At 66.1% G+C, this 21,280-nt stretch carries 21 protein-coding genes and 1 pseudogene; 12 read left to right on the top strand and 10 right to left on the bottom strand.

Annotated features, from left to right (window positions below; translation table 11 throughout):
- Positions 1-413: 413 nt before the first annotated feature.
- Positions 414-651, top strand: a pseudogene (locus AB0M74_RS26935) (helix-turn-helix transcriptional regulator).
- A gap of 46 nt (positions 652-697) precedes the next feature.
- Here the strand turns inward: AB0M74_RS26935 and AB0M74_RS26940 are convergent.
- A complete protein-coding gene (locus AB0M74_RS26940; RefSeq protein ID WP_366529123.1) occupies positions 698-1,591 on the bottom strand; it encodes an NAD(P)-binding domain-containing protein in 894 nt (297 codons plus the stop codon).
- Between the two features lie 133 nt (positions 1,592-1,724).
- Here AB0M74_RS26940 and AB0M74_RS26945 point away from each other — a divergent pair, with 133 nt between their 5' ends.
- The gene (locus AB0M74_RS26945) at positions 1,725-2,084 is read left to right on the top strand and encodes a helix-turn-helix domain-containing protein (protein WP_366529084.1); all 360 of its coding nucleotides are present in this window, start codon (positions 1,725-1,727) and stop codon (positions 2,082-2,084) included.
- A 198-nt stretch (positions 2,085-2,282) separates the two neighbouring features.
- On the opposite strand, the gene AB0M74_RS26950 is transcribed toward AB0M74_RS26945, so the two are convergent.
- Both AB0M74_RS26950 and AB0M74_RS26955 read right to left on the bottom strand, forming a co-directional pair.
- The gene (locus AB0M74_RS26950; RefSeq protein ID WP_366529085.1) at positions 2,283-2,564 is read right to left on the bottom strand and encodes a pyrimidine/purine nucleoside phosphorylase; all 282 of its coding nucleotides are present in this window, start codon (positions 2,562-2,564) and stop codon (positions 2,283-2,285) included.
- 27 nt (positions 2,565-2,591) lie between these two features.
- Positions 2,592-3,863 (bottom strand): glycosyltransferase 87 family protein, encoded by a 1,272-nt coding sequence (locus AB0M74_RS26955; RefSeq protein ID WP_366529086.1) that lies wholly within the window; start codon positions 3,861-3,863, stop codon positions 2,592-2,594.
- 295 nt (positions 3,864-4,158) lie between these two features.
- Between AB0M74_RS26955 and AB0M74_RS26960 the strand changes: the two genes are divergently transcribed.
- Positions 4,159-4,605 (top strand): nitroreductase/quinone reductase family protein, encoded by a 447-nt coding sequence (locus AB0M74_RS26960; protein ID WP_366529087.1) that lies wholly within the window; start codon positions 4,159-4,161, stop codon positions 4,603-4,605.
- A gap of 37 nt (positions 4,606-4,642) precedes the next feature.
- Here AB0M74_RS26960 and aroQ read toward each other — a convergent pair whose 3' ends face one another.
- Together aroQ and AB0M74_RS26970 are read right to left on the bottom strand one after the other, a co-directional pair.
- Entirely contained in the window at positions 4,643-5,095 is a 453-nt protein-coding gene (aroQ, locus tag AB0M74_RS26965; protein WP_366529088.1) for a type II 3-dehydroquinate dehydratase, read from the bottom strand.
- Between the two features lie 24 nt (positions 5,096-5,119).
- A complete protein-coding gene (locus AB0M74_RS26970; protein ID WP_366529089.1) occupies positions 5,120-5,719 on the bottom strand; it encodes a hypothetical protein in 600 nt (199 codons plus the stop codon).
- 395 nt (positions 5,720-6,114) lie between these two features.
- On the opposite strand from AB0M74_RS26970, the gene AB0M74_RS26975 reads away from it, so the two are divergent.
- Positions 6,115-7,794 (top strand): NTF2-like N-terminal transpeptidase domain-containing protein, encoded by a 1,680-nt coding sequence (locus AB0M74_RS26975; protein WP_366529090.1) that lies wholly within the window; start codon positions 6,115-6,117, stop codon positions 7,792-7,794.
- A 369-nt stretch (positions 7,795-8,163) separates the two neighbouring features.
- Here AB0M74_RS26975 and AB0M74_RS26980 read toward each other — a convergent pair whose 3' ends face one another.
- Together AB0M74_RS26980 and AB0M74_RS26985 are read right to left on the bottom strand one after the other, a co-directional pair.
- Entirely contained in the window at positions 8,164-8,544 is a 381-nt protein-coding gene (locus AB0M74_RS26980) for a DUF3054 domain-containing protein (RefSeq protein ID WP_366529091.1), read from the bottom strand.
- A gap of 142 nt (positions 8,545-8,686) precedes the next feature.
- Positions 8,687-10,207 carry an adenylate/guanylate cyclase domain-containing protein gene (locus AB0M74_RS26985; RefSeq protein ID WP_366529092.1) on the bottom strand — a complete coding sequence of 507 codons (1,521 nt, stop codon included), beginning with the start codon at positions 10,205-10,207 and terminating at the stop codon, positions 8,687-8,689.
- 345 nt (positions 10,208-10,552) lie between these two features.
- Here AB0M74_RS26985 and AB0M74_RS26990 point away from each other — a divergent pair, with 345 nt between their 5' ends.
- From AB0M74_RS26990 to AB0M74_RS27005, 4 genes are all read left to right on the top strand, one after another.
- The gene (locus AB0M74_RS26990) at positions 10,553-11,773 is read left to right on the top strand and encodes an AI-2E family transporter (protein WP_366529124.1); all 1,221 of its coding nucleotides are present in this window, start codon (positions 10,553-10,555) and stop codon (positions 11,771-11,773) included.
- Positions 11,754-12,929 (top strand): DUF5931 domain-containing protein, encoded by a 1,176-nt coding sequence (locus AB0M74_RS26995; protein WP_366529125.1) that lies wholly within the window; start codon positions 11,754-11,756, stop codon positions 12,927-12,929. Before AB0M74_RS26990 ends, AB0M74_RS26995 begins: the two co-directional genes overlap by 20 nt.
- Positions 12,930-12,994: 65 nt before the next feature.
- Positions 12,995-13,627, top strand: coding sequence for a response regulator transcription factor (locus AB0M74_RS27000; protein WP_366529126.1), 633 nt, complete (start codon positions 12,995-12,997; stop codon positions 13,625-13,627).
- A 100-nt stretch (positions 13,628-13,727) separates the two neighbouring features.
- Positions 13,728-14,387 (top strand): DUF1707 domain-containing protein, encoded by a 660-nt coding sequence (locus AB0M74_RS27005; RefSeq protein ID WP_366529127.1) that lies wholly within the window; start codon positions 13,728-13,730, stop codon positions 14,385-14,387.
- Positions 14,388-14,392: 5 nt separating this feature from the next.
- On the opposite strand, the gene AB0M74_RS27010 is transcribed toward AB0M74_RS27005, so the two are convergent.
- Complete coding sequence (locus AB0M74_RS27010; protein ID WP_366529093.1) at positions 14,393-15,532, bottom strand: alkene reductase; 1,140 nt, start codon at positions 15,530-15,532, stop codon at positions 14,393-14,395.
- A gap of 65 nt (positions 15,533-15,597) precedes the next feature.
- Between AB0M74_RS27010 and AB0M74_RS27015 the strand changes: the two genes are divergently transcribed.
- Both AB0M74_RS27015 and AB0M74_RS27020 read left to right on the top strand, forming a co-directional pair.
- On the top strand, positions 15,598-15,972 hold the full coding sequence (locus tag AB0M74_RS27015; protein ID WP_366529094.1) for a MerR family transcriptional regulator: 375 nt from the start codon (positions 15,598-15,600) through the stop codon (positions 15,970-15,972).
- 24 nt (positions 15,973-15,996) lie between these two features.
- Entirely contained in the window at positions 15,997-16,182 is a 186-nt protein-coding gene (locus AB0M74_RS27020; RefSeq protein WP_366529095.1) for a hypothetical protein, read from the top strand.
- 81 nt (positions 16,183-16,263) lie between these two features.
- Here the strand turns inward: AB0M74_RS27020 and AB0M74_RS27025 are convergent, their stop codons facing one another.
- Complete coding sequence (locus tag AB0M74_RS27025; protein ID WP_366529096.1) at positions 16,264-17,454, bottom strand: helix-turn-helix transcriptional regulator; 1,191 nt, start codon at positions 17,452-17,454, stop codon at positions 16,264-16,266.
- A 347-nt stretch (positions 17,455-17,801) separates the two neighbouring features.
- On the opposite strand from AB0M74_RS27025, the gene AB0M74_RS27030 reads away from it, so the two are divergent.
- Complete coding sequence (locus tag AB0M74_RS27030; protein ID WP_366529097.1) at positions 17,802-18,260, top strand: hypothetical protein; 459 nt, start codon at positions 17,802-17,804, stop codon at positions 18,258-18,260.
- Between the two features lie 110 nt (positions 18,261-18,370).
- On the opposite strand, the gene AB0M74_RS27035 is transcribed toward AB0M74_RS27030, so the two are convergent.
- The gene (locus AB0M74_RS27035; protein ID WP_366529098.1) at positions 18,371-18,688 is read right to left on the bottom strand and encodes a hypothetical protein; all 318 of its coding nucleotides are present in this window, start codon (positions 18,686-18,688) and stop codon (positions 18,371-18,373) included.
- Positions 18,689-19,641: 953 nt separating this feature from the next.
- Between AB0M74_RS27035 and AB0M74_RS27040 the strand changes: the two genes are divergently transcribed.
- Complete coding sequence (locus AB0M74_RS27040; RefSeq protein ID WP_366529099.1) at positions 19,642-21,261, top strand: DUF2339 domain-containing protein; 1,620 nt, start codon at positions 19,642-19,644, stop codon at positions 21,259-21,261.
- The last annotated feature ends 19 nt before the right edge of the window (positions 21,262-21,280 follow it).

Raw genomic sequence — 21,280 nt, forward strand, 5'->3', positions numbered from 1 at the left:
GTAAGTTCGGCTTTCATCCTTGTCGGTCCTGGTTTCGGGAGTGGCTGGACTCGTGCGGCGGCCTGGTGGGCGCGCCGCCATCTGGACTGGCCGAGGTGTGGGCTACCGGCGCGAGCAGGGCAGAGCAATTGTCGTAATTCGTTGGTGGCCACAGGAATCAGCCTATCCGGTGCTCGGTCGGATTATCGGTCGAGATGGGTGGTCGCGACCAGGAATGCGTGGGCGAGCAGCGCCTGTCCGGGAAACGGTGTAACTGTTCGATTCAGAGGCTCCGGTTTGCTGAGCGCGGGTGAACAATGCGCTTGCCGTTTGTAGTGGTGCTATCCAATATCTTTCACCATCCGAACGGGAGCTACGGCATAAGCTCACGGCAATCGAGCGGTGACTTTTTGCGGATCACAACCGATCGGCGCGTGCCTACTGAAGTCATCTACCACCGGATCGCCATGTTGCGCGCCGAGCGCGGCATTTCCCGCAGGAAACTTGCCGAGGCGCTCGGTGTGCGCCACAGGCGATCGGCTATCTCGAGCGCGGCGAATACCGCCCGAGCCTGCACCTGGCACTGCGCATCGCCGCGTATTTCGAAGTGGCGGTGGAGATCGTCTTCTCCACCGCCCCTTCCCGCGCCTCGGCTCCGTGACCTCCGCCTGAGCCGCGCGGGCTCGGCCACTACCCCTCGGCCACTACGCCTCGGCCACTACGCCTCGGCCGCTTGCGGGCCGCGGAGGAGCTCGTAGGTGGAGACTGCCTTGCCCGCCTGCTCGCTGGCGGCAACGGCCTTGCGCCAGTAGGCCTGTGCGGTATGCGAGAACGTCGCGTCGACGCCGACTTCCTCGCTGGCGTCGATGATGTGCTGCGCGCCGGCATCCATCATCTTCAGGCTCGCCAGATCGGCCCAGCCGCCCGCCTTGTTGGCGGCGGAGAATTCGGTCATGAAGTAGGGGAACGCCTCGCTGGACCGGATCGCGAACGGCACGAACTGGTCGATATCGTGGCCGGAGCGCTCGATCATGGCCGTTGCCTGGTCGAAGGCGAGCAGCCAGGGATGGAAGATGGTCAGCAGCGCCTGGTAGAAGACTTGGGCCAGGCCGTCGTCTTCGCCGAGGTACTCCTGCGGACTCAGCGGACGCAAGAGTTCGGCGTGCGTCTGGAAGACCTCATGTGGGCCGCTGTAGAAAATGTACGAGGCGGGGTGCGCGATGTTGTCGCCCGCCGACATCACGCCACCCGAAATGAACTGTGCGCCATGCGAACGCACCCAGGTAGCGCCTGCTCGTGCCTTCTGCGGTGAGTCCGACGACAGATTGGCGATGACCTTGCCCGCCAGCTGGTCGGTGGCCGGACCGAGCACGTCGTACATGGCGGCGTAGTGGGTGAGGCTGAGCACGGTCACCTCGTTGGCCTGCAGCGCCTCGGCAACGGTGGCGGCGCGCTTGGCGCCGAGCTCGACCATGGCCTCGACCTTCGCGGTGCTCCGATTCCATACCGTCACCTCGACGCCTGCCGCCAGGAAGGCCCGCACCATCGCCTGCCCCATCGGCCCGAGACCGACGACGGACACGGAACGAATGCTTGTCTGCTCGGACATTATGTGCCTCTTCTGTTCTCGATCGGTTGCTGTCGGCGCCGTGATCAATAGTCGTTGCCGCAGGTAGAGTCGGGAAGACCGAACGTTCAGGTGGGGTTGCTTACCTAAAGGTTCGAAATAAGGTCAGAAGGAGCACGTGGACATGAGCAGTGATACAGATCACGAAGACGTGTGTGGCATGTCCGTCGCGATCGACGTGGTCGGCGGCAAGTGGAAACTGCATTTGATGTGGGTCCTCGGCGCGGGGCCGCAGCGTTTCGGCCAGATCCGCCGCCTGCTGGAGGGCGTCAGTGAAAAGGTTCTCGCTGAGAACCTTCGGCAGCTCGAGTCCAGCGGCGTCGTCCATCGCGAGGTCTTCCCCGAAATACCTCCACGCGTGGAGTACTCGCTTACTCCGCTCGGCGAGGAACTCAACGTCGCGCTGCGCCCGCTGGAGGCGTGGGGCGACAAGAACCGTCACGAGCTGCGCGGAAATCTCTTGGCCTCGGTCAGCTGACGCGCGTCACATCGGGACAAAGGTTCGATGTGCGCTGCAGCTGACGGCGGTGCGATTCAGGCGACCCGGCTGGGGCCGTCGACCAATTCCGGCTCAGCGTCCGCAATCGAAAGGCGACGGCGTCTACTCGAACTCACGCAGTAACCCCGCTTACCCTCGGCACTGTGCAAGCGATCTGCCGGAAGCGACGGCCTGGTCTCAGCGGTACTCGCACAGGTAGGCGGTCTCGACCTCGACCCTGACCTGGAACTTGCTATCGGCCGGCACGGTGAATTGTGTTCCCGCCGTGAAGGTTTCCCACGCATCGCTGCCGGGCAGCTGGGCGGTGAGCGCGCCGGAGACCACCTGCATGATCTCGAGCTGGGAGGTGCCGAACTCGTACTCGCCGACGGCCATGACACCGACGGTCGCCGGTCCCTGCGGCGTCGTGAAGGCGATCGAGGTGACGTTGCCGTCGAAGTACTCGTTGACCTTGAACAATGCGGCTCCTCGAACTCGGGTGAGCGGTCAGGATACCTGGGGCGACTTTCGGATCCGACGCATCAGGGGGCCGAGGGGTCGTGGCGCTGCGAGGGTCCGGGGCAGGCGGGCGAGCAGGATGATCGCGCCGCCGAGTACGGCGAAGTAGGCGATGACGTAGGCATTCATCAGGATTTGTGCGACCGGCCATGACGGGGGAAGCATGAACACCCCGATCGTCACGAAGTCCGAGCTCCAGTGGTAGGCCCAGGCGCCGGTCGAAAGAATCAGGGCTGCCGCGGCGATCCACCACCGCGGTTGCGACAGCGCCTTGTGGAGCAGGTAGACGAGCAAGGGCACCAACCACACCCAGTGGTGGCCCCAGGAGAACGGTGATATCGCGCAGGCGGTGAGCCCGCCGAGCGTGACCGCGAGCAAGCGTTCGCCGTGCTCGTGCAGGCCCGCGGTGACGGCAAGGCTCACGCCCGCGACGATGCCCGCGATGAGTAGCCACAGCCACACCGGCGCGGGTTGGCCGGTGAGGTGCGCGATGGCACCGCGAATGGATTGGTTGGCCGGGTTGTTGTCCACGGCGATCCGATTGGACTGGAAGAACGTCGAGGTCCAGTACTGCTCGGAATCGGCGGGCAGGACGATCCAGGTGAGCCCGATGGATGCCGCGAAAACCACCGATGCGGTGGCCGCGCAGCGCCATTGTCGGAGCGCGATGCACTGCGCGACGAAGTAGAGCGGTACGAGCTTGATTCCCGCGGCAAGTCCGACACCGAGGCCGCGCAACCTGGCGCGATCGCCGCGGGAGAAATCCCAGAGCACCAACAGCATCAGCACCAGGTTGATCTGCCCGTAGTACAGGGTGGTGCGAACGGGCTCGATGAAGACACAGGTGAGGGCAAGGAACGCGCTGAGGCCTGCCAGTCGGGCATCGAGCCGATAGCCGAGTATCCGCCACGCCATCAGGACATTCGCGAACAGCACGCCGAGGTTGACCACCAGCCACGTGTTCGTGACGTACGCCCACGGCACCAGGTACACGGGTATGAACGCGATGGTGGAGAACGGCGTGTAGGTGTACAGGAGCCCGAACATGGTCGGCTCGTCATAGAGCGGCAGCCGGTGCAGGATTCGAAAGGCACCGTCGCGGTAGACGTGCACGTCGAGTCCGCCTGCCAGAATTCCTGCCCGCTCGAGCCATGGATCGACAGTGGCGAAAACCAGGATCACCGCCAACAGCGCGCTGCCGGCGAGGACGAAAAGCGCTGGGCCCTTGCGCGGAAACTCCAGCGGCCGCGAGTTCAGCACCGGCGCACTACGAAATAGCCGGCACCGTCCAGGGATTCGGAGTCGGTTCGATGGTGGTCCACCGGGAGCGGTAACGCCTCGTCATCGACTGATCCAACCCTTCGACACCGCATTCATAGCTGCACAACATTCTCGACGCTCAGCGTACTGAAGGACCGCGCCGGCCTCATGGCGCGATCACCGCGGTTGTGAGTCATGCCACTTTTTGTTTTAGAGAGCGATGCTCTTGATTTTCCGTCGGCCCGGTGGCACCATTTTTCTTGATAGAGAGCAGTGCTCACAATTGGGAGTCGTCATGAACACCAGCACCCGCTATATCGGCCCGACGGGCATCGATCCGATCATGAACAAGATCTTCAACTGGCTGCCTCGGCTCGGGATCAGCGTGCTGGGATCACGGCTGCTCGCGGTGCGTGGGCGCAAGAGTGGCGAATGGCGAACCACGATGGTGAACCTGTTGACCGATGTGGATGGCACGCGTTATCTGGTCGCGCCGCGTGGACACACCCAGTGGGTGCGCAACCTGCGCGTCGCGGGCGACGGGGAACTGCGGCTGGGCCGGAAGGTCGAGAAGTTCACCGCCATCGAGGTAGCGGACGAGAACAAGGTCCCGCTGCTGCGGCTCTACCTGCAGCGCTGGGGCTGGGAGGTCGGCAAGTTCTTCGAGGGTGTCACCAGGGACGCCACCGATGCCGAACTCGCCGCCATCGCCCCCGGCTTCCCGGTCTTCCGTCTCTGCTGAGGTGCAGTCGTCCTCAGCGTGTGGATGACTGTGGACACTAACCGCTGATCAGAAATTCGATGGCCGCGGCGTACCCGTGGATGCCCATCCCGGCCACGACCGCGGTGGCGATCGGTGAGATATAGGAGTGATGCCGGAACTCCTCGCGGGCGTGCACATTGCTGATGTGTACCTCGACGATGGGGACCTCCGGAATCACCAGCGCGTCCCGCAGCGCCACCGAGGTGTGCGTCAGGCCGCCGGGATTGATGACGATGGCCGATTCGGCGCCGCGCGCCCGGTGTATCCGATCAATCAGCGCGCCTTCGGAATTCGACTGGAACGCGGTGATCTCACGGCTGTACCGGGCGGCGGTCCGCCTGCACAGTGCGACGACATCGTCGAGTGTCGCCGACCCGTAGACCTCCGGCTGGCGGGTGCCGAGCATATTCAGGTTCGGGCCGTTGAGGACCAGGATCGGACCCTGGTCCGTGGAGGCGGTGGCTGCCATGCAGGCAACCTTAGTCCGAACCGCTCAGAGCCCCTTCGGGCCTTCCGAACGCAGGTCGTCGACCTTGCGCATTGCGCCACGCAACTCTTCGAGCCAGGCTTCCGCGTGTTTGCCTGCCAGTTTCACGGTCCAGGCCAGTGCGTCGGCGCGCGAGCGCGCCACGCCCGAGTCGACCAGTGTGTCGAGTACCTTGCGCTCGGGCTGGCGCAGTCGGGTCATGACCGGAACGGCCAGGTGGGTGAAGAGGTATCGCTGTCCATCGACCGAGACACCCCATGCGACGCTACGGCCGTACCGCTGCTGTGCCTCATTGGCGATCTGCATCCGAGCCGATCGGGTGGATTCGCGGAAGCGGGCGATGGCGCCCTCTTTGGTCGCGTTCGGAACCTTGTCGGCGGCGTCCGCCTCGGACTCGGAGTCTGTGGACTTCTCGGGCTGGGGGATCGGGAGCTCGCCGATCACGACGATCTCGTCGCGGTCGATTTCGATCACGGGAGATCCGGTGAACCAGTCGCTTGGCAACCTTCCGGCGAACCAGTCCGGGACGTCCGCTGGATCGGGCAGATCGGCCTGCTGCCAGCCGCCCGGTCGTCCGAAACCCCGTCCCCGATGTTCGTTTCTCATTGGGAATCACCTACTTACTGCGCCGCTGTGTTTACGTGATTACAAGATTACGACGCAAACGGAGAATGTGGTTCCGCTCTGTGCGAACGGGTTTCCCGTCGTGTCCATCGGGTGCTTGTGGGGGCGGGCTGGTGGGTCGACAGGGCTGGTCGAGTCCTGAAACGCCGACGTGAGCCGTTATCGCCCGAGTTTTCGTTCCGACCGGTACGGTAGCGGCGCCGGTTTGTCGTCTTGTGACAGAACACCGTCTCTGATTGGCCTCCCGAGCGCACGACTTCGGGCACAATTGGGATGCTGAGCATGGGTAACGTCCTCGGATGCGGTGACACCGCAGTCAGTTACTTTCAGGTACGGTGGTCTTGTTACCGGAGTGACAAGAGTGAAGAGTGGGCGACATGGATGTGAGGGGATCCCGCCGCTTTCGCGTCCGGGGCGCTATCGCACTCGCGGGGGCGGCGGTGCTGGCTTTCTCGATGGGATCGTGTGGATCCCAGCAGACTCCGAATGAACCCGAAGCGGTTGTCGAGCGCTTCACCGACCTCCTGGACAATCAGGACTACGTCAAGGCATCGGAGCTGACGTCGTACCCGAACGCGGCCTCCGCAACGTTGAAGCAAATATTCGAGGGCCTGCGACCGGGCAAGGTCGACTACAAAAAGACCCAATTCATCAGCCTGGACGCCGATGAGGCCCTTTTCAGCATGGATGTCGACTGGAACTTCGGCGAGAAGAAGAACTGGAAATACAGCCTGCAGGGCAGTGTGCGGAAACTGGCGATCGGTTGGCGGATCTCCTGGGATCCCGCGATCGTCATGCCGCAACTGGATCACAACCGAACGGTCCGGTTGGTGCGCACCACCCCTGTGCCTGCACCGCGCGTCACCGACATTGTCGGTGAACCGTTGATGACCGAGCAGATCATCAACGTGATCAAACTCGATCCTGCCAAGATGTCCAACGCGATCGCCTCCTCCGACGCTCTGGCCAAGGCCATCGAGCCGGTCGCGCCGCTGATCACCGGGCCGACGCTGATGCAGCAGCTGTCGGGCTCACAGGGCAAGCCGATCGTCGCGGTAAACCTGCGCGAACCCGACTTCGCCATTCTGGAACCGTTGATGGCCCCGATACCTGGCGTGGTGATGGAGAAGCAGCCCCGGCTCATCTCCGCCGATCGCCGGGTCTGGTCGCCACTGCTGGATGCGCTGCGCAAGGTGCAGCAGGACAGCCAGGAGGCGCACTCCGGCTGGGGCGTGCAGATTTTCGAGCAGGACGGCCGCATGGTCGGCCAGATCGCGGGTGAGCAAGGCCCGCCGGGACCGGATATCGCGGCCACGCTGGATCAGCGTCTGCAGCGCGCCGCCGAGGACGCGGTGGTCAGCGCGGCGACGCAGGCCTCCATCGTGGCGATCCAGCCGTCCACCGGCGCGGTTGTCGCCGCCGCGCAGAACAGTCAGGCCAGTGAGCACGGCCCGGTCGCGTTCACCGGCCTGTATCCGGTCGGCGGGAACATCGAACTGTTCCGCAATATCGCCGCGGTGGCCAAGGGCAAGGCGCCGCAGGACATCTCGGTGCAGGATGCGGCGGAGTCCGCGGCAATGCTCGGCATCGGCGTCGATTTCAAGGTTGCCGGACTCGACGAGGTCACCGGACGGCTGGCGATCGCGGGCCGCAGCGCCGAACAGGTGAGTCAGGGCGGCGGCAACGACGCGGTGCTCGCCAGCCCGTTCGGGATGGCAATCGCCGCCGCCGCGATCGCGCGCGGCGCGGTGCCGCCGCCGATGATCGAGGTCGCGCGGCCCGGCGCGACCGACGCGCACATCGCGCCATTGACCCCGGAGATCACCGATCGACTGCGCGGTTTCCTGCGCGAGGCCGCGGGTCGGCCGGAGGTCGCGAGCCTGCGCGGCTACCGCGACGTCACCGGCTTCGCCGCGACTGCCGGACCGGACGGCTGGCTGATCGCGAACATGGGTGATCTGGCCTTCGCGATTCATATCAACGACGTCGACAGCGGCGACGCCACGGCGCGCATGGCTGCTCGATTGCTCCAGGCACTGGTCAGTCCCGAAACGTAGGCATCGCCGAGGTGACCGGACAGATCGTGCGTTCGTAGCCGTCGAGTCCCGCGCTCGGGTCACCGGATCTGCGGGATTGCGACGATGCCAAATAGCTCCGCTCGGGCGTCCGGCGTCCGGTCGGACTCCCGTGCGCGCCGAGCGGAGGACGCGCTGCGCGTTGGGTGCGGGCCGTTGGAGTGCCGCGCGCGTCGCCTCTCCGATCCGCGATGCGGCCCCGCCAGATACTTTGCTGCGCTACCCACTCCGGCTGCTTGCCGAGCGTAGTCATATGGCGGTCGAATACGGCTTGGGCGACCGCCATTCGACTCCGTTCGGCGGACTCCCAGAACCAGGGTGCGATACAAGAGGAGCTATCTGGACGCGGGACTAGTTCAGGGCCTTGATCGCGGCTCGCCAACCCAGCAGGAACAAGGCGAGCACGGTTGCCGCGACCAGGACGAAACTGACTGCGGTGCCCTGACCGCTGACTACCCGCAGCAGCATGCCGCCACCGAGGGTGCCGAGCCAGACCAGAATCCCGGTGGGCCACAAGGCGGTTCCGTCGAAGGGGGCCGCAGGCTTCGCCTCGCTGAACCGGCGACTGGAAACAACGACCGCAAGGACCCAGCCGATCACGAGGCCGATGGCGAAAGGCCACAACGTCTTCAGCAATCCGGTGAGCACCGCCTCGTCGTGACTGCGTCGTCCGATCGCGCAGAACAAGATGACCAGCAGTGCATCGACCGCCATCGGCACCAGTTTCTTCACCCGCGCCAGCGTAATCGGGCGTCGGTGCCACATCGCGCCGCGACACCTACCCCGCGTATTGCCGCCGAGAGTTACCGAGGACGGCGATGGCAGGCTCATGGACGGCAGGGGTGCAGGGCCCCGGTGGCCCCCCGTAACCCGGTCAGCCCAAAGAATCGGCCGTTGCGCTTTCTGCGGTGGCATGTGGGTCGATGCCATCCTGCGGCCAGGCCAATCGAGTCTTTCGGCGTCGTCCGCGCAGCTGTACCTCGTCGCCGGTTTCCCAGAAGTCCTGCTCACTCTCCTCGGCGAAGTATAGTGCGCTCCCGGAGGCGAGTACCCGCCCCGGTTGATCTTTGGCCAGTTCGGTCAGGCGCGACGCTTCGTTGACCGGGTCGCCGATCACCGTGTACTCGAAACGGTTTGCGGCACCGATATTTCCGGCGACGGCCAGCCCCGCCGAAACACCGATGCCGATATCGAGTCCTGGAACCTCACGCAGGGCTTCGCGCAATTCGCGGGCGGCGGCGAGCGCGGCGGTCGGCGCGTCGGGGCGGTCCAGCGGGGCGCCGAAGATGGCCAGGGCAGCATCGCCGACGAACTTGTTGACGAAGCCGTGATGGCGGTCGATGACATCGACGACGACCCGGAAGAACTCGTTGAGCAGGCTCACCACCTCCGTCGGTGGCCGCTCGGCCGCGGTCGCGGTCGAACCGACCATGTCGACGAACAGCACAGCGACGAATCGCGTCTCGCCGCCTAGTTCGGTGCCGTAGTCGAGGGCGCGCTGCGCGACTTCCTCGCCGACGTGCTGGCCGAACAGCTCCTGCAATTGGCGGCGCTTGGCGGCCTCTTCCATCATTCGGTTGAACCCGACCTGCAGCAGACCGATCTCGCTGCCGTCGAAGACTTCGACCTGGACGTCGCGGGCGCCCTCCTGCACTCGGTCGATGGCCTGGCTGAGCTGGCGCACCGGGTCGGAGATGCTGGAACCGGTGAGCATCGACAGCGCGAGCGCCTGCATGATCACCACGCCGCACAGCAGCAGAATCGAGATGGCCAGTGACTGCGCCGAGAACTTCACCTCCGAGGAAATCTGGGTGACGCACAGCAGCACGATGGCGATGGTGGGGGCGAAGGTGCCCATGCCCCAGGTCATGCCCATTCGGGTGCCGACGCCGGGAGTCAGCGTGTGATCGAAGGTGCCCTCGGTCAGCGCTTCGGCGGCGACCGGGCGCAGGATGCGTTCGCCGAGCATGTAGGTGAAGCCGAACACGATGGTCGCGGCCATGCATTCGGTGACGATGACGGCCCCGGCCAGTTCGGGCGTGTCTACGATGATGGTCGCGGCCAGGATGGCGCCGCCGACCAGCCACAACGTGAGGTGCACGATGGCCTGCCGCAGTGGTGCGTGCAGCGCGGCCATTTGCTCTTGTCTGCTCGGCGGACCACCGCGCACCTGCCAGCGCATCACCGGGCGCAGCATCAGCGCCGACGCGCCGAGGCTGAGCAGGCCGCCGGTCACGAAGACCAGAGCCGGGATCAGCAGGCCGGTGCTGCGCGCACCGGCAGACTCGCCCTCGGGGACGGGGAGTCCGTACTGGATGAACGCCCAGACCAAGACCGCGCCGAAGGCATTCGCCAGCAGCATCGATGCCAGGTACAGCGGCCAGCGCGTTCGCATGGTCTGTTTGACCGCTTCCAAAGGGTCACGTCCAACAGTCATGTTGTGCCCAGGGGTCGCGCGTCCAGCCAGGAAGGTACTGTGGCTGGACTTGCTTCCAGTGGCGCTGACACGATCACCAATCTAGCGTTTCGATCATGTGAGCATGTTCGCGGCGTTGCTCGGCCATTCGGTGGCGGCCTCGCCTCCGGTCGGCCCCGCGTTCGCCCGGCCGGTGCACGGTCGAGAGACGAACATCGGCCGCCGTCGCGCACTACGCTCGTGATCGTGACCGACCCGAACCCGACGCCGCGGACAGGCGCTGCCAGTCGCTCTCCCGCCGAGGCGGTGCACCCGTTGGTCCGTATGACCGCGGAATGGTCGTGGCGGCTGTTGGTCATTTTCGCGGTGGTGCTCGCGCTGTCGGCGATTGTGCAGAGACTCGCGACGGTGGCTATCCCGCTCGCCATCGCGCTGCTGGCGGCCGGATTGCTCGCGCCGCTGGTCGACTGGATGCAGCGGCTCGGGGTGCCGCGTGCGGTGGGGGTATTCGTCGCGCTCGCCGGGTCGCTCGGTTTGGTCGCCGGGGTGCTGACCTTTGTCGTCGAACAGTTCGTCGATGGTGTGCCGCAGCTGTCGGACGAGATCACCCACAGCATCCACCAGGTGCAGGACTGGCTGATCAACGGTCCGCCGCATCTGAGCGACGAACAGATCCGCAATGCCGGTGACACGATCGTCAAGGCGATCCGGTCCAATCAGGACAGTCTCACCAGCGGGGCGCTGACCACCGCGACGGTGATCGGGCACATTCTCACTGGTACTTTCCTGACCCTGTTCATCCTTATCTTCTTTCTGTACAGCGGCGACCAGATCTGGGAGTTCGTCACCAGGATCGTGCCGACGGCGCACCGGGAGAAGGTCCGCACGGCCGGGCAGCTCGGATTCGGGACGCTGGTCGGATTCGTGCGCGCCACCGTCGCCGTGGCGGCGGTGGACGCCATCGGCATCGGTGCGGGGCTGGCGATCCTGGGGGTGCCGCTCGCGCTGCCGTTGGCGTCGCTGGTGTTCATCAGCGCGTTCATCCCGATCATCGGTGCGTTCCTCGCGGGCACCGTCGCGGTGTTCATTGCCCTGGTCACCAAGGGTCTCGTCACCGCGCTCATCGTGCTCGGCATCATCATCGCGGTGATGCAGCTGGAGAGCCACGTGCTCCAGCCGCTGCTGCTCGGCCGTGCGGTCAGCATTCATCCGCTCGCGGTGGTGTTGGCGATCACCGCCGGTGTCGTGCTCGGTGGCATCGCCGGTGGTCTGCTCGCCGTGCCGTTCGTCGCGGTGATGAACACCGCGATCAGGTCGTTGCTCGCCGACAGTCCAGAGGAAGTCTTCGAGGAACTGCGGACCGGGGAACCCGGCCGGATGTACGCCGCCGAGCCGGACAAACCGGAGCCGGGTCGCTTCGATGTCGCCAGCCTGCTCGAGGCGGCCGAACATGAGCAGACCGAAACGTTGCCGGACCGCCTCGACTCGGGGCGACGCGGTGGCAGCCGTTTGGACAAAGCCGATGATGCGGCCGTCGACGACTGACCTCGCCCCGACCGATGCGGCGACCGCACCGCTGTGGCGGGCGGCGCAGGCGCTGCGGCTGGTGACACTGCTCTACGCGGTGGGGCAGCAGATAGCGTCGGTGCCCTACTACCAGAATCAGCGGTTGAGCTGGGTGCTGATCGCCCTCATGGCGGTCTGGTCCGGCGCCTCGGCGCTGATGCTCTCGGCGTGGCATTTTCCGGATGTGGCGCGGCTGCGTCGGTGGGTGGTCGCCGGCGACCACGTCGTGGTGATCGCGCTGATCGCCTCGACCCGGCTGGTCGCCGATTACGGCTGGTACCACGGACATCAAACGCTGCCCACCACATTGTGGGCCGCCAACGCGGTGATCTCGGCCGCCATCCTGCGCGGTCCGATCGGCGGCGTGGTTTCGGGGATGCTGATCGCGGCAGTGATCGTGACGGTCCGCGATCAGTGGGGCCAGGACGTGTGGGCCGATGCGACGGCGCCGGTGCTGGTCTCCATCGGCTTGGCACTCGGGCTTGCCGCCAATACCGCCCGCCGCGCCCAGGGTCAGCTCGAACGGGCGGTCCGGCTGACCGCGGCCGCCGAAGAGCGCGAACGACTTTCGCGGGAGGTGCACGACGGCGTGCTACAAGTGCTCAGCTACATCAAGCGACGCGGCGGCGAAATCGGTGGTCCCACCGCGGAGCTGGCGCGGCGCGCCGGGGAGCAGGAGGTGGCGCTGCGGGTGCTGATCTCCGAGCAGGGCGGTCGCCAGGACGCGGGCGGTGCGGATATCGATCTGCGCCCGCTGCTGACGGTGCACGCGACACCCAAGGTGTTCGTCTCGACGCCGGGCCAGCCGGTGCTGGTCGGGCGCTGGACCGCGCAGGAGATCGCGGCGGCCGTGGCGACAGCGCTGTCCAATGTCGCGCTGCATGCCGGCGCGGATGCGAAAGCGTATGTGCTGCTGGAGGACACCGGCGACCAGCTGATCATCAGCGTGCGCGACGATGGTGTCGGGATACCGGCCGGGCGATTGGCTGAGGCCGAAGCCGAAGGGCGGATGGGTGTTTCACGATCCATCGTGGGCCGGATCGCCGCGCTCGGCGGGGCGGCGGACCTGCTGACCGAGGCCGATGGCGGGGTCGGCTTCGGCACCGAATGGGAATTCCGGGTGCCGCGTGCCTGAGCGGACAGTGACGACACAGGAGGTATGGCGTGACCGATGACCAAGCAGCTGAGCCTGTTTCGGTGATGGTTGTCGACGACCACCCGATGTGGCGTGATGGGGTGTCCCGAGATCTCGCGGAGGCTGGATTCGAGGTGGCGGCCACCGCCGATGGTGTCGGATCCGCCACTCGGCGGGCGGCGGCGGTGCGCCCCAGCGTGGTGCTGATGGATATGCAACTGCCCGATGGGAACGGAGCCGAGGCGACCGCCGAGGTGCTGCGGGTATCACCGCAGAGTCGGGTGCTTGTGCTGTCCGCGTCCGCCGAACGCGACGACGTCCTGGATGCCATCAAAGCGGGCGCCTCGGGCTATCTGGTGAAGAGCGCCTCGGTTGCCGAGCTGATCGACGCGGTCCGTGCGACCGCTGCCGGTCAGCCCGTGTTCACACCCGGGCTCGCCGGCCTGGTCCTCGGCGAATACCGCCGCATGGCCACAACTCCCGCGCAGCCCGACGAACCACACCGGCCCGCGCTCACCGATCGGGAAACCGAAGTGCTGCGCATGGTGGCAAAGGGCCTGTCCGCCAAACAAATCGCCGCACGGCTCAGCCTCAGCCACCGCACGGTGGAGAACCACGTCCAGGCGACTCTGCGCAAACTCCAACTCGCCAACCGAGTGGAGCTCACCCGCTACGCGATCGAACAAGGCCTCGAATAGCACAAAATCCGGGATCGCCCTGATGTGTGGGCTGTAGAGGATCGGTAACCTCGGATTCATGGGCGGACCCGAATCGGTAGCCGACGGCCGCGGCGATGTGGTGGGCGACAGGGAGCTGCGCGTCTCCGATGCCGAGCGTGAGCATGTCGGCCAGTTGTTGCAGCGCGCGGTCGGGCTCGGGATGCTGTCGCTCGGCGAGTTCACCGAGCGGATGGACACCGCGTTGGCTGCCAAGACCCGGGGCGAACTCAATGCCGTGCTCATCGATCTGCCCGGTATTCGGCTGGTCGGGCCGTCGACCTTCGGCCATGCCGCGCCGCTGATGCATTCCGCGTCGCCGTTCACCGAGCGCGGACCAGTGGCCCCGGTGGCGGGCCGCGCACCCGCGACGCCGAGCCATGTCATCCGCAGCCGCTTGTCCGGCGTCAATCGCCGTGGGCCTTGGCAGGTGGCGCCGTCGCTGCAGACCAACAACTGGCTCTCGGGCGTCACGCTGGATTTCACCGAGGCGATCATGTCCACGCAGGTGGTCGAGCTGCATGTCGACGATTACTGCAGCTCGCTGACCCTGATCGTGCCGGCCGAGGCCACCGTCGATCTCAATGCCCTCGACCTCATCGGCTCCAGCGTCAACAACAAGGTCCGCACCGGTCCGCCGTTCGGTCCGCTGCACCTGGTCGTGCTGGGCCGTCTGCGCTTCGGCTCCGTCACCGCGAAGCACCCGCTCAGCGCGCATTGGCGCAAGCTCATGGGGCGTTGAGGTCCTCAGGCGCCGACCGGTGCGAGCGGCGCGCTGCGCGGCTGGTCAGCGGACAGCGTCGGGTAGTCGGTGTAGCCCTCCGCGCCGCCGACATACATGAGGTGGGCATCGCGGACGGGGTTCAGCGCTGCGCCGGTGCGGAGTCGTTCGACCAGGTCGGGGTTGGCCAGGAAGGGGCGACCGAGGGAGATGAGGTCGGCACCTGCGGCGAGCAACCGCTCGGCCGCCGACTTGCCGCCGTCTGCCGGGAGTGGGATACCCCAGCCGAGGTTCGGATTGGCGATCACGGTGCTCGGCCAGGCCTTCCGGATCTGGTGGAAAAGGGGTTGATCGGGATCGGCCCAGACAATGTGCAGGTAGCCGAGACCCTTGTCGGCGAGCGCGTCGACGAGTGCGGAGTAGATGGCTTCGGTATCGCCCTCGTCGATATCGTTGACGGTGTTTCCCGGCGAGATGCGCAAGCCGACCCTTTCGGGGCCGATCGCGGCGGCGACCGCTTCGACAACCTCTACGGTGAACCGGATACGGTTGGCGAGCGAGCCACCGTAGATATCGGTGCGGTGGTTGGTGTTCGCGGCCAGAAATTGGTGCAGCAGATAACCATTAGCGCTGTGCACCTCCACTCCCGCGAAACCTGCCTCAATGGCGTTGCGAGCCGCGGTGGCGAAATCGGCTATGGTGGAGTGGATTTCATTCATGGTCAGCGCGTGCGGAATAACCGCGTCCTGCGGTCCGGTCGGGGTGTGGATAGCTTCGCCGAGTGGGATGGGCGACGGTGCGACCGGGGTCAGACCGCTGTTGTCGGGATGGCCGACTCGGCCGCCGTGTTGGAGTTGTAGGAACATCCGGCCGCCCGCGGCGTGCACGGCATCGGTCACTCGCCGCCAGCCTGCGATATGTGCGGCGGTGTGGATGGCGGGAATGTTGGCGTATGTCTGGCCGACTTGGTTCGGAGTGGCGGCCTCGGCGATGATCAACCCGGCGTCGGCGCGCTGGGCGTAGTAAGTCGCCATCAGGATGGATGGAGTGCCGTCGGCCTCGGCGCGGTTTCGGGTCATCGGCGCCATCACCAGGCGGTGCGGTAGTTGTAGGGTGCCCACTTCGGCGGGGTCGAAGAGGTTTGGCGCTGCTGCTGTGTTCGTCATGCGAGTACGGTAAAACATGACATCCATGTGAAGTTCAAGTCTTGCGGCGAAATGCGAGGTAGCGGATGCGAATTGGTGAGTTGGCGCAGCACACCGGAGTCAGCGAACGATCGTTGCGCTACTACGAGGAGCAAGGGTTAGTGGTGGCCGAGCGCACGCCCGGCGGTCATCGGGACTATCCCGAATGGGCGGTGGACCGGGTTATTCACATCCAAGAGCTCTACGCGGCGGGCCTGTCCAGCAAGAAGATCGCCCAGCTGCTGCCGTGCATGCGCGATGTGGACGGCGGCGCCAACGAGTTCGCGACACCGGAATTGGTCGACGAGCTGGCCGCGGAGCGGGATCGGATCACTCGGACCATCACCGACCTGATGCGTTCACGCGAGGTCCTCGACGAGGTCCTCGAGCGGGCCTCGGAGCGGTTCCGGGTCGCCGATTAGGTGTCCGACTAGACGGCGCGGGGGGTGGCGCATCGCGTCGGCGGATCGACACTGATCCGCCGACGCGTGCTCCTGCGCACCCGGGCTCATGTGGTAATCCATGCCGAGCGTGGCCTGCTCGCCGCGGACGCTGCCCCGCTGGTGACCGAAATAGCCGTCGAGCTCGCCGACCGGGTGCTGGAATGGCCTACCGGTACGCGTCGGGGGTGACTGCGTCGTCATCGCAGAGGGAACGCTCGCGCTGGTGCGCTACTTCGAGGCGTATGCGGCTTGATCAGCGCCGTTCGGCGCTCAGGTATTGACCCCGAGGCGACGAGCGAAGGCGCGCAACGGGACTCGACGATCATGATCGAGGAGTTCGGAGACGATGTGCCGGGGTAGGGACTGGTATTTGATCCAATCCGCGCCGCCGACCCGCTCCGCGTTGAGCAGTGCGTCGAGGGCGCGTTCGGGCCTCCCGGTACGGGTCAAGGCCACCGCGGTGTCGGTGAGATGGCGGGCGCGGGAGGCTTGCGGGAGGCCACAGGTGGCCGGCATGTCCTTAGCAGCGGCGAGAGCTTCCGGATAGCGCTCCGACGACACGTTGACATCGACGGTCTGCATGACCACCTGGGAAGGGCCGAAATAGGTTTCGTAGTCGCGGCGATCGCCGCCCATGCGCAACGCGACCTCGCCCGCCGCTTGGATCAGCGTGAGTGCCTCGGGCACATTCTGCGCTCGTCCCGCCGCGGTCGCGCCCTGTAGCACCAGGGAACCGTAGGCCGACAGGTGCGCCGGGGTTTCCGCACCCTCGGGCTCGAGGTTCGCGGCCGCGCGCAGCGCGACCCGGCGTGATTCGTCGTACCTGCCCTGCACCAGTAGCTGCCAGGCCACCGAGCCGCGAATAGTCGCGAGCAGCAACGGATCGTTGCCCTGCTCGGCCGCCACGAGTGCATGCCGGATCGCCACGAAGGCCGGGTCCGTCTGGCCCAAGTGCGCCAGCGTGCAGCCGGTGACCCAGTACATCCTGGCGAGTAGTTCGTTCGCCGGCGCGACCATGCCGTTGCGCGCGGCGTGCACGGTCGCGCGGAGCTGAACCAGGCCCGAGGGCAGAATCGAGCTGAGCAGTTCGTAGCGGCCCGCCCAGTAGGCGCCCCATGCGTAATCGACTGCGCGACTGCCCTCGTTGTGGGTGACCGGGCGCTCCTCGGGGATCTCACCGAGCAGATCGTCGACGGGGGTAAGTGCCCTGCGGATCGCGACGATGCCCGCGTCCGGATTTCCAGAGGGAATACCGTGGCGTTTTCCGACCAGGTCGGCGATATCGACATCCAGCGCGCGCGCCAACTTCTGCAGGCTGGCAATCGACGCGGTCTGGCGTCCACCCTGTTCGAGCTTGCGCACCAAATCCACGCTCACACCGGCCTGATCGGCGAGTTGACGCTGGGTGAGCGCCTTTCCGCGGAACAGCCGGATCCGCACGCCGATCGACGAATCATCCATGAACCCGAATCCTTTGTTACGTCCACGTTTCAGGGTACGACGCTAAAGGATTGCACTCATCGAAAGTGGGACAATGCGTACGACTCGTTCGCTCCCGGTTGGAATACCGTTGCCTTTCTGCAACTTTCACAACATAGGGCGGCGGCAATGACAATCGTGCCGAATACAGCCGTGCGGGATCGAAGCGCCGATCGCGCACCGGAGCGGGGGATTTCTTTCATCGGGTGCGCACGACACACCCAGCGTGTGCACGACCAGCACGGCCCACTGCGCCGAGGACCGCGCGCGGTGCCGCTACCCCGCGCAGTCTCCCCGGAATGCACTGGATTCGGCGAGGAGTAGAGCCCATGTTCGAACGCTGTCATTCCCCCCACGAGGTTGCGCACCTGCTGCGACATCGCTACGGGCTACCGGTCCAGTTGCTTGCGGGCCGCCCCATGATCACCACCGGCTCCGTCCTGGGAGCCCTGGTGATGCCCCCTGAACTGGGACGCAAAGTCCTCGCCACGCTCGACCGGACCTACGCCACTCCGGTGGTGGCCGATCCCGGCGAGCACACCTGGACTTTCCTTGTCACCCAGCCCAGCCCGGCCAACTCGGTGGACCTCTCCATCCGTCGCTGCCTCACCGGCCACCAGGTCACCGTCATTCCCGCAGGCCGCTACGTCCTACTTCCCAGCACCGACTCCCAACTCGGCTGGCATTGGGCGGGCGAACCGGCCCCCGGCGTGCTCCGCATGCCACCCCGTTCGGCGGTGATCAACGCCGTTCACCGGGTGACCGCCATGCGAGCACCGGCCGCCTGAATCCATCCGATCACGGGGCTCCCACCCGAGATTCGGGTCGGAGCACAGCGGATCAGCTGGAACACCAGGCGTGATCCCGCGAGCGCCGGCATGACACCGGACAGACCCACCTAGGCGGTTACCGTCATCAAGGAGGGGTCCGGCAATGAGCTCGGTCGCTCCTCGGTCACCCAGCAGTATTCGATCGCAGACAGGAAGCCATCGGTTGCCCACAGGGTGACTTCTCCGATAAACGAACCTCGCTCGTCTCGGGCCTCGCCACGCACGGGCAGTTCGCCGCCGATGAGACCCGCTTGCTCCGAACCGGACGCCACCTCCAGATCGACGCTCGGTGCGTCTTCACCCCATGTCGCGACAACCTGCGCGAAGGGAATCTGCGTCCTGAATTGTGCAGCGCCCTCGACATCGACAGCGAGCAGCTTCGCCACGACTCCGGCCTCGAGTCGCGACAAGGGTCGGGGTTCAACTGGTACGACGCTCATTTCATTGTTGTCCCTCGAGTTCGGTGCATCTCGTGTCGGCGGAGAACATCATCCATCTCGACCCTTACCACGGTCTATGACCGGCAGGTTCGCGGATAGCAGGTGAGAGAGGATCCTGCGTGCCGTCCGGACCGACGCTGACGCCGTATTCCTGGCCGCTCAGACGTCGTCGGTGGCCTCTCTGACGGTCGGCTCAGTTATCCATCGGCCGAGTCGATCGGAAATCGGTGATCGACTCCGGGGTGAACCGACCGTTCGACTGGTGCGGGGACGTCCAGCCGCTCGAAGTGTCTCGGCAGGCCGGGTAGATATCGGGGCGTCAGCGGGGGTTTCTACTCATGCTCGAGTGGGGTGGGTGGACCGAGCATTGGGTTATGACTACATCTATCGATCCGGCGCTTATTTCGCGATTGTCGGGGGAGTTCGCCGCGCTCGGGACACAGATGGGTGTGCTCGGGCGCGACCTCGAGTTGCTGCGGACCCAGATAGCCGCGGGTTCGGTTGCGGCATCAGGTGTTTCGGCACCGGCAAGTGCCGTGGTTGTGGATGAGTCCGCGCAGTTGCCGCAGCCCGGAACAGTGCCTATGGCTCCACAGGCGCCCTTGCCATGGCCACCGGCGCCACAGCCGATGCAGGCAGGTCGTGCCGGCGCGCCAACGACCGGTCAGGTGCCGGGTGGTGGAACGCCCGGGTATTTTCCGCAGTTTGCCCCCGGGTCGATGGCGGGTCAGCCGAATTGGGCTGGCGCTGCTGCGGGAATGCCTCCGGCGGGCCGTCCCCATTGGTCTGCGGGCAGGTTTGCGCCAGGAGTCTGGCCGACCGGAACTTCGAGTGGGCCGATGCCGCCGATGGGTGCGGTACCGCCCGGGATGCGTCCACCGGTCGGGCGGGGACCTGCTGTGCCGCATACCCCGTGGTGGCAGCAGGAAGGAATGATCAGCCGGATGCTGGCGGTGGCGGGGGTGGGCGTGACGCTGATCGGTGTGGTGATGCTGCTGGTGCTCGCCGCACAGGCGGGGTTGTTCGGGCCGGTGCCAAGGGTTCTCGCCGGTGCGATGTTCTCGGCGGCGCTGGTGGGCACCGGGATGCGGGTGTTCGGGCGCGCGGGTGGTCGCGTGGGTGGAATTGCTCTGGCGGCCACCGGTATTGCCGGTGCATACCTGGATGTTGTTGCGGTGAGCTCGATTTACGACTGGCTGTATCCGCCGCTCGGCCTCGCGGTGGCGCTCGCGGTCGCCGCGGGTGGTGTCGCGTTGGCGATGCACTGGAAGTCGCAACCGCTGGCGGTGCTCGTCGTCGCGGGTGCGGCCGTGTTGTCGCCGGTGGTGACGACGGATGTGGTGCTGCTTGCCTTCCTGATCGTGTTGCAGCTGGCCTGCGTGCCGGTGCAGTGGGACCGGGACTGGCCTTTCCTGCATGTGGTGCGGACACTGCCCGCCGTGCTGGCGACCTTGCTGGCCATCGGCGTGGCTGTCTTCGACGCTGCGACCCACGATCGGGTGTATCGGCTGCTCGCCGCAGCCGTGGCAATCGCCGTTGTCGGCCTCGCCGGCACCATTCTGGTAGTGCGCCGGCGGCCGGGAGACTTCACCGCCACCATCACTTTCGGGCTGGCGACGTTGCCGCTGCTGGTCGCGCCCGCGTTGTTCGCGCGGCACACCGGCGCCATTGTCGTTGCGGTGTTCGCCGTGGTGCTGTTGCTTGTCGCTGCCCTGTCGACGGCGTCGAAACTGCGTGAGCTGGTAAGGATTCCGGGACATCTCGGGCTGGTTGCCGCGGTCGCGGGTTCGTTCGCGCTGTTGGAGGCGGGCATCGGCGTGACCGAAGTTCAGACGCTGCCGATAGCACTGTTCTTGGTGGCCTTGGGCTTCCTCGGCGTGGCCGGGCACCAGCGGTCGCGGGTGGCCGCCGGTATCGCGGTGGCGTTCGCGGCGGTCGGCGCACTGGTCTACCTCGATACGGTGAATCCGGAAACGCTTGCGGCACAGCATTTCGCGCAAGAGCGACTGGGCATCTCGACCGCGCTGGCCGCCGTCCTCGCCCTGGCGCTGGTCGCGGTAGGCGCGTGGTGCGTCCGGAAGTTCCCGACCCGGACCGGTGATGGAACCACCGAATCGATCCTATGGATACCCGCGAGTGTCGCCGCCCTCTACGCGGTAACGGCCGCAACGGTATCGGTCGGCGTCGCCACCGGCCTGTCCGACGGCTTCGTAGTCGGACACAGTGCCGCCACCATCCTCTGGATGGCAGCGGCGACCGGCGCGCTGCTGTTCGGCCTGCGCAACCTGGCCCGCTCGGCCCCGGTCGCCAAACTGGCCCTCGGCTCCGGCCTCCTCGTCACCGCCGCCGCCCTGGTCAAACTCTTCCTCTTCGACCTCGCCACCCTCGACGGCCTGGTCCGAGTCGCCGCCTTCCTGGTAGTCGGCGTCCTGCTCCTGACAGTGGGCACTCGCTACGCTCGAGCGTTCGCCGAAGCTGGTGGGGCAAACCGAGATTCGGGCGACAAAGTAGCCCACTGACGGGCCGATCGCGGCCGCA

The sequence above is a fragment of the Nocardia sp. NPDC051463 genome (assembly GCF_040681975.1).
In the GTDB taxonomy this organism is placed as follows: Bacteria; Actinomycetota; Actinomycetes; order Mycobacteriales; family Mycobacteriaceae; genus Nocardia.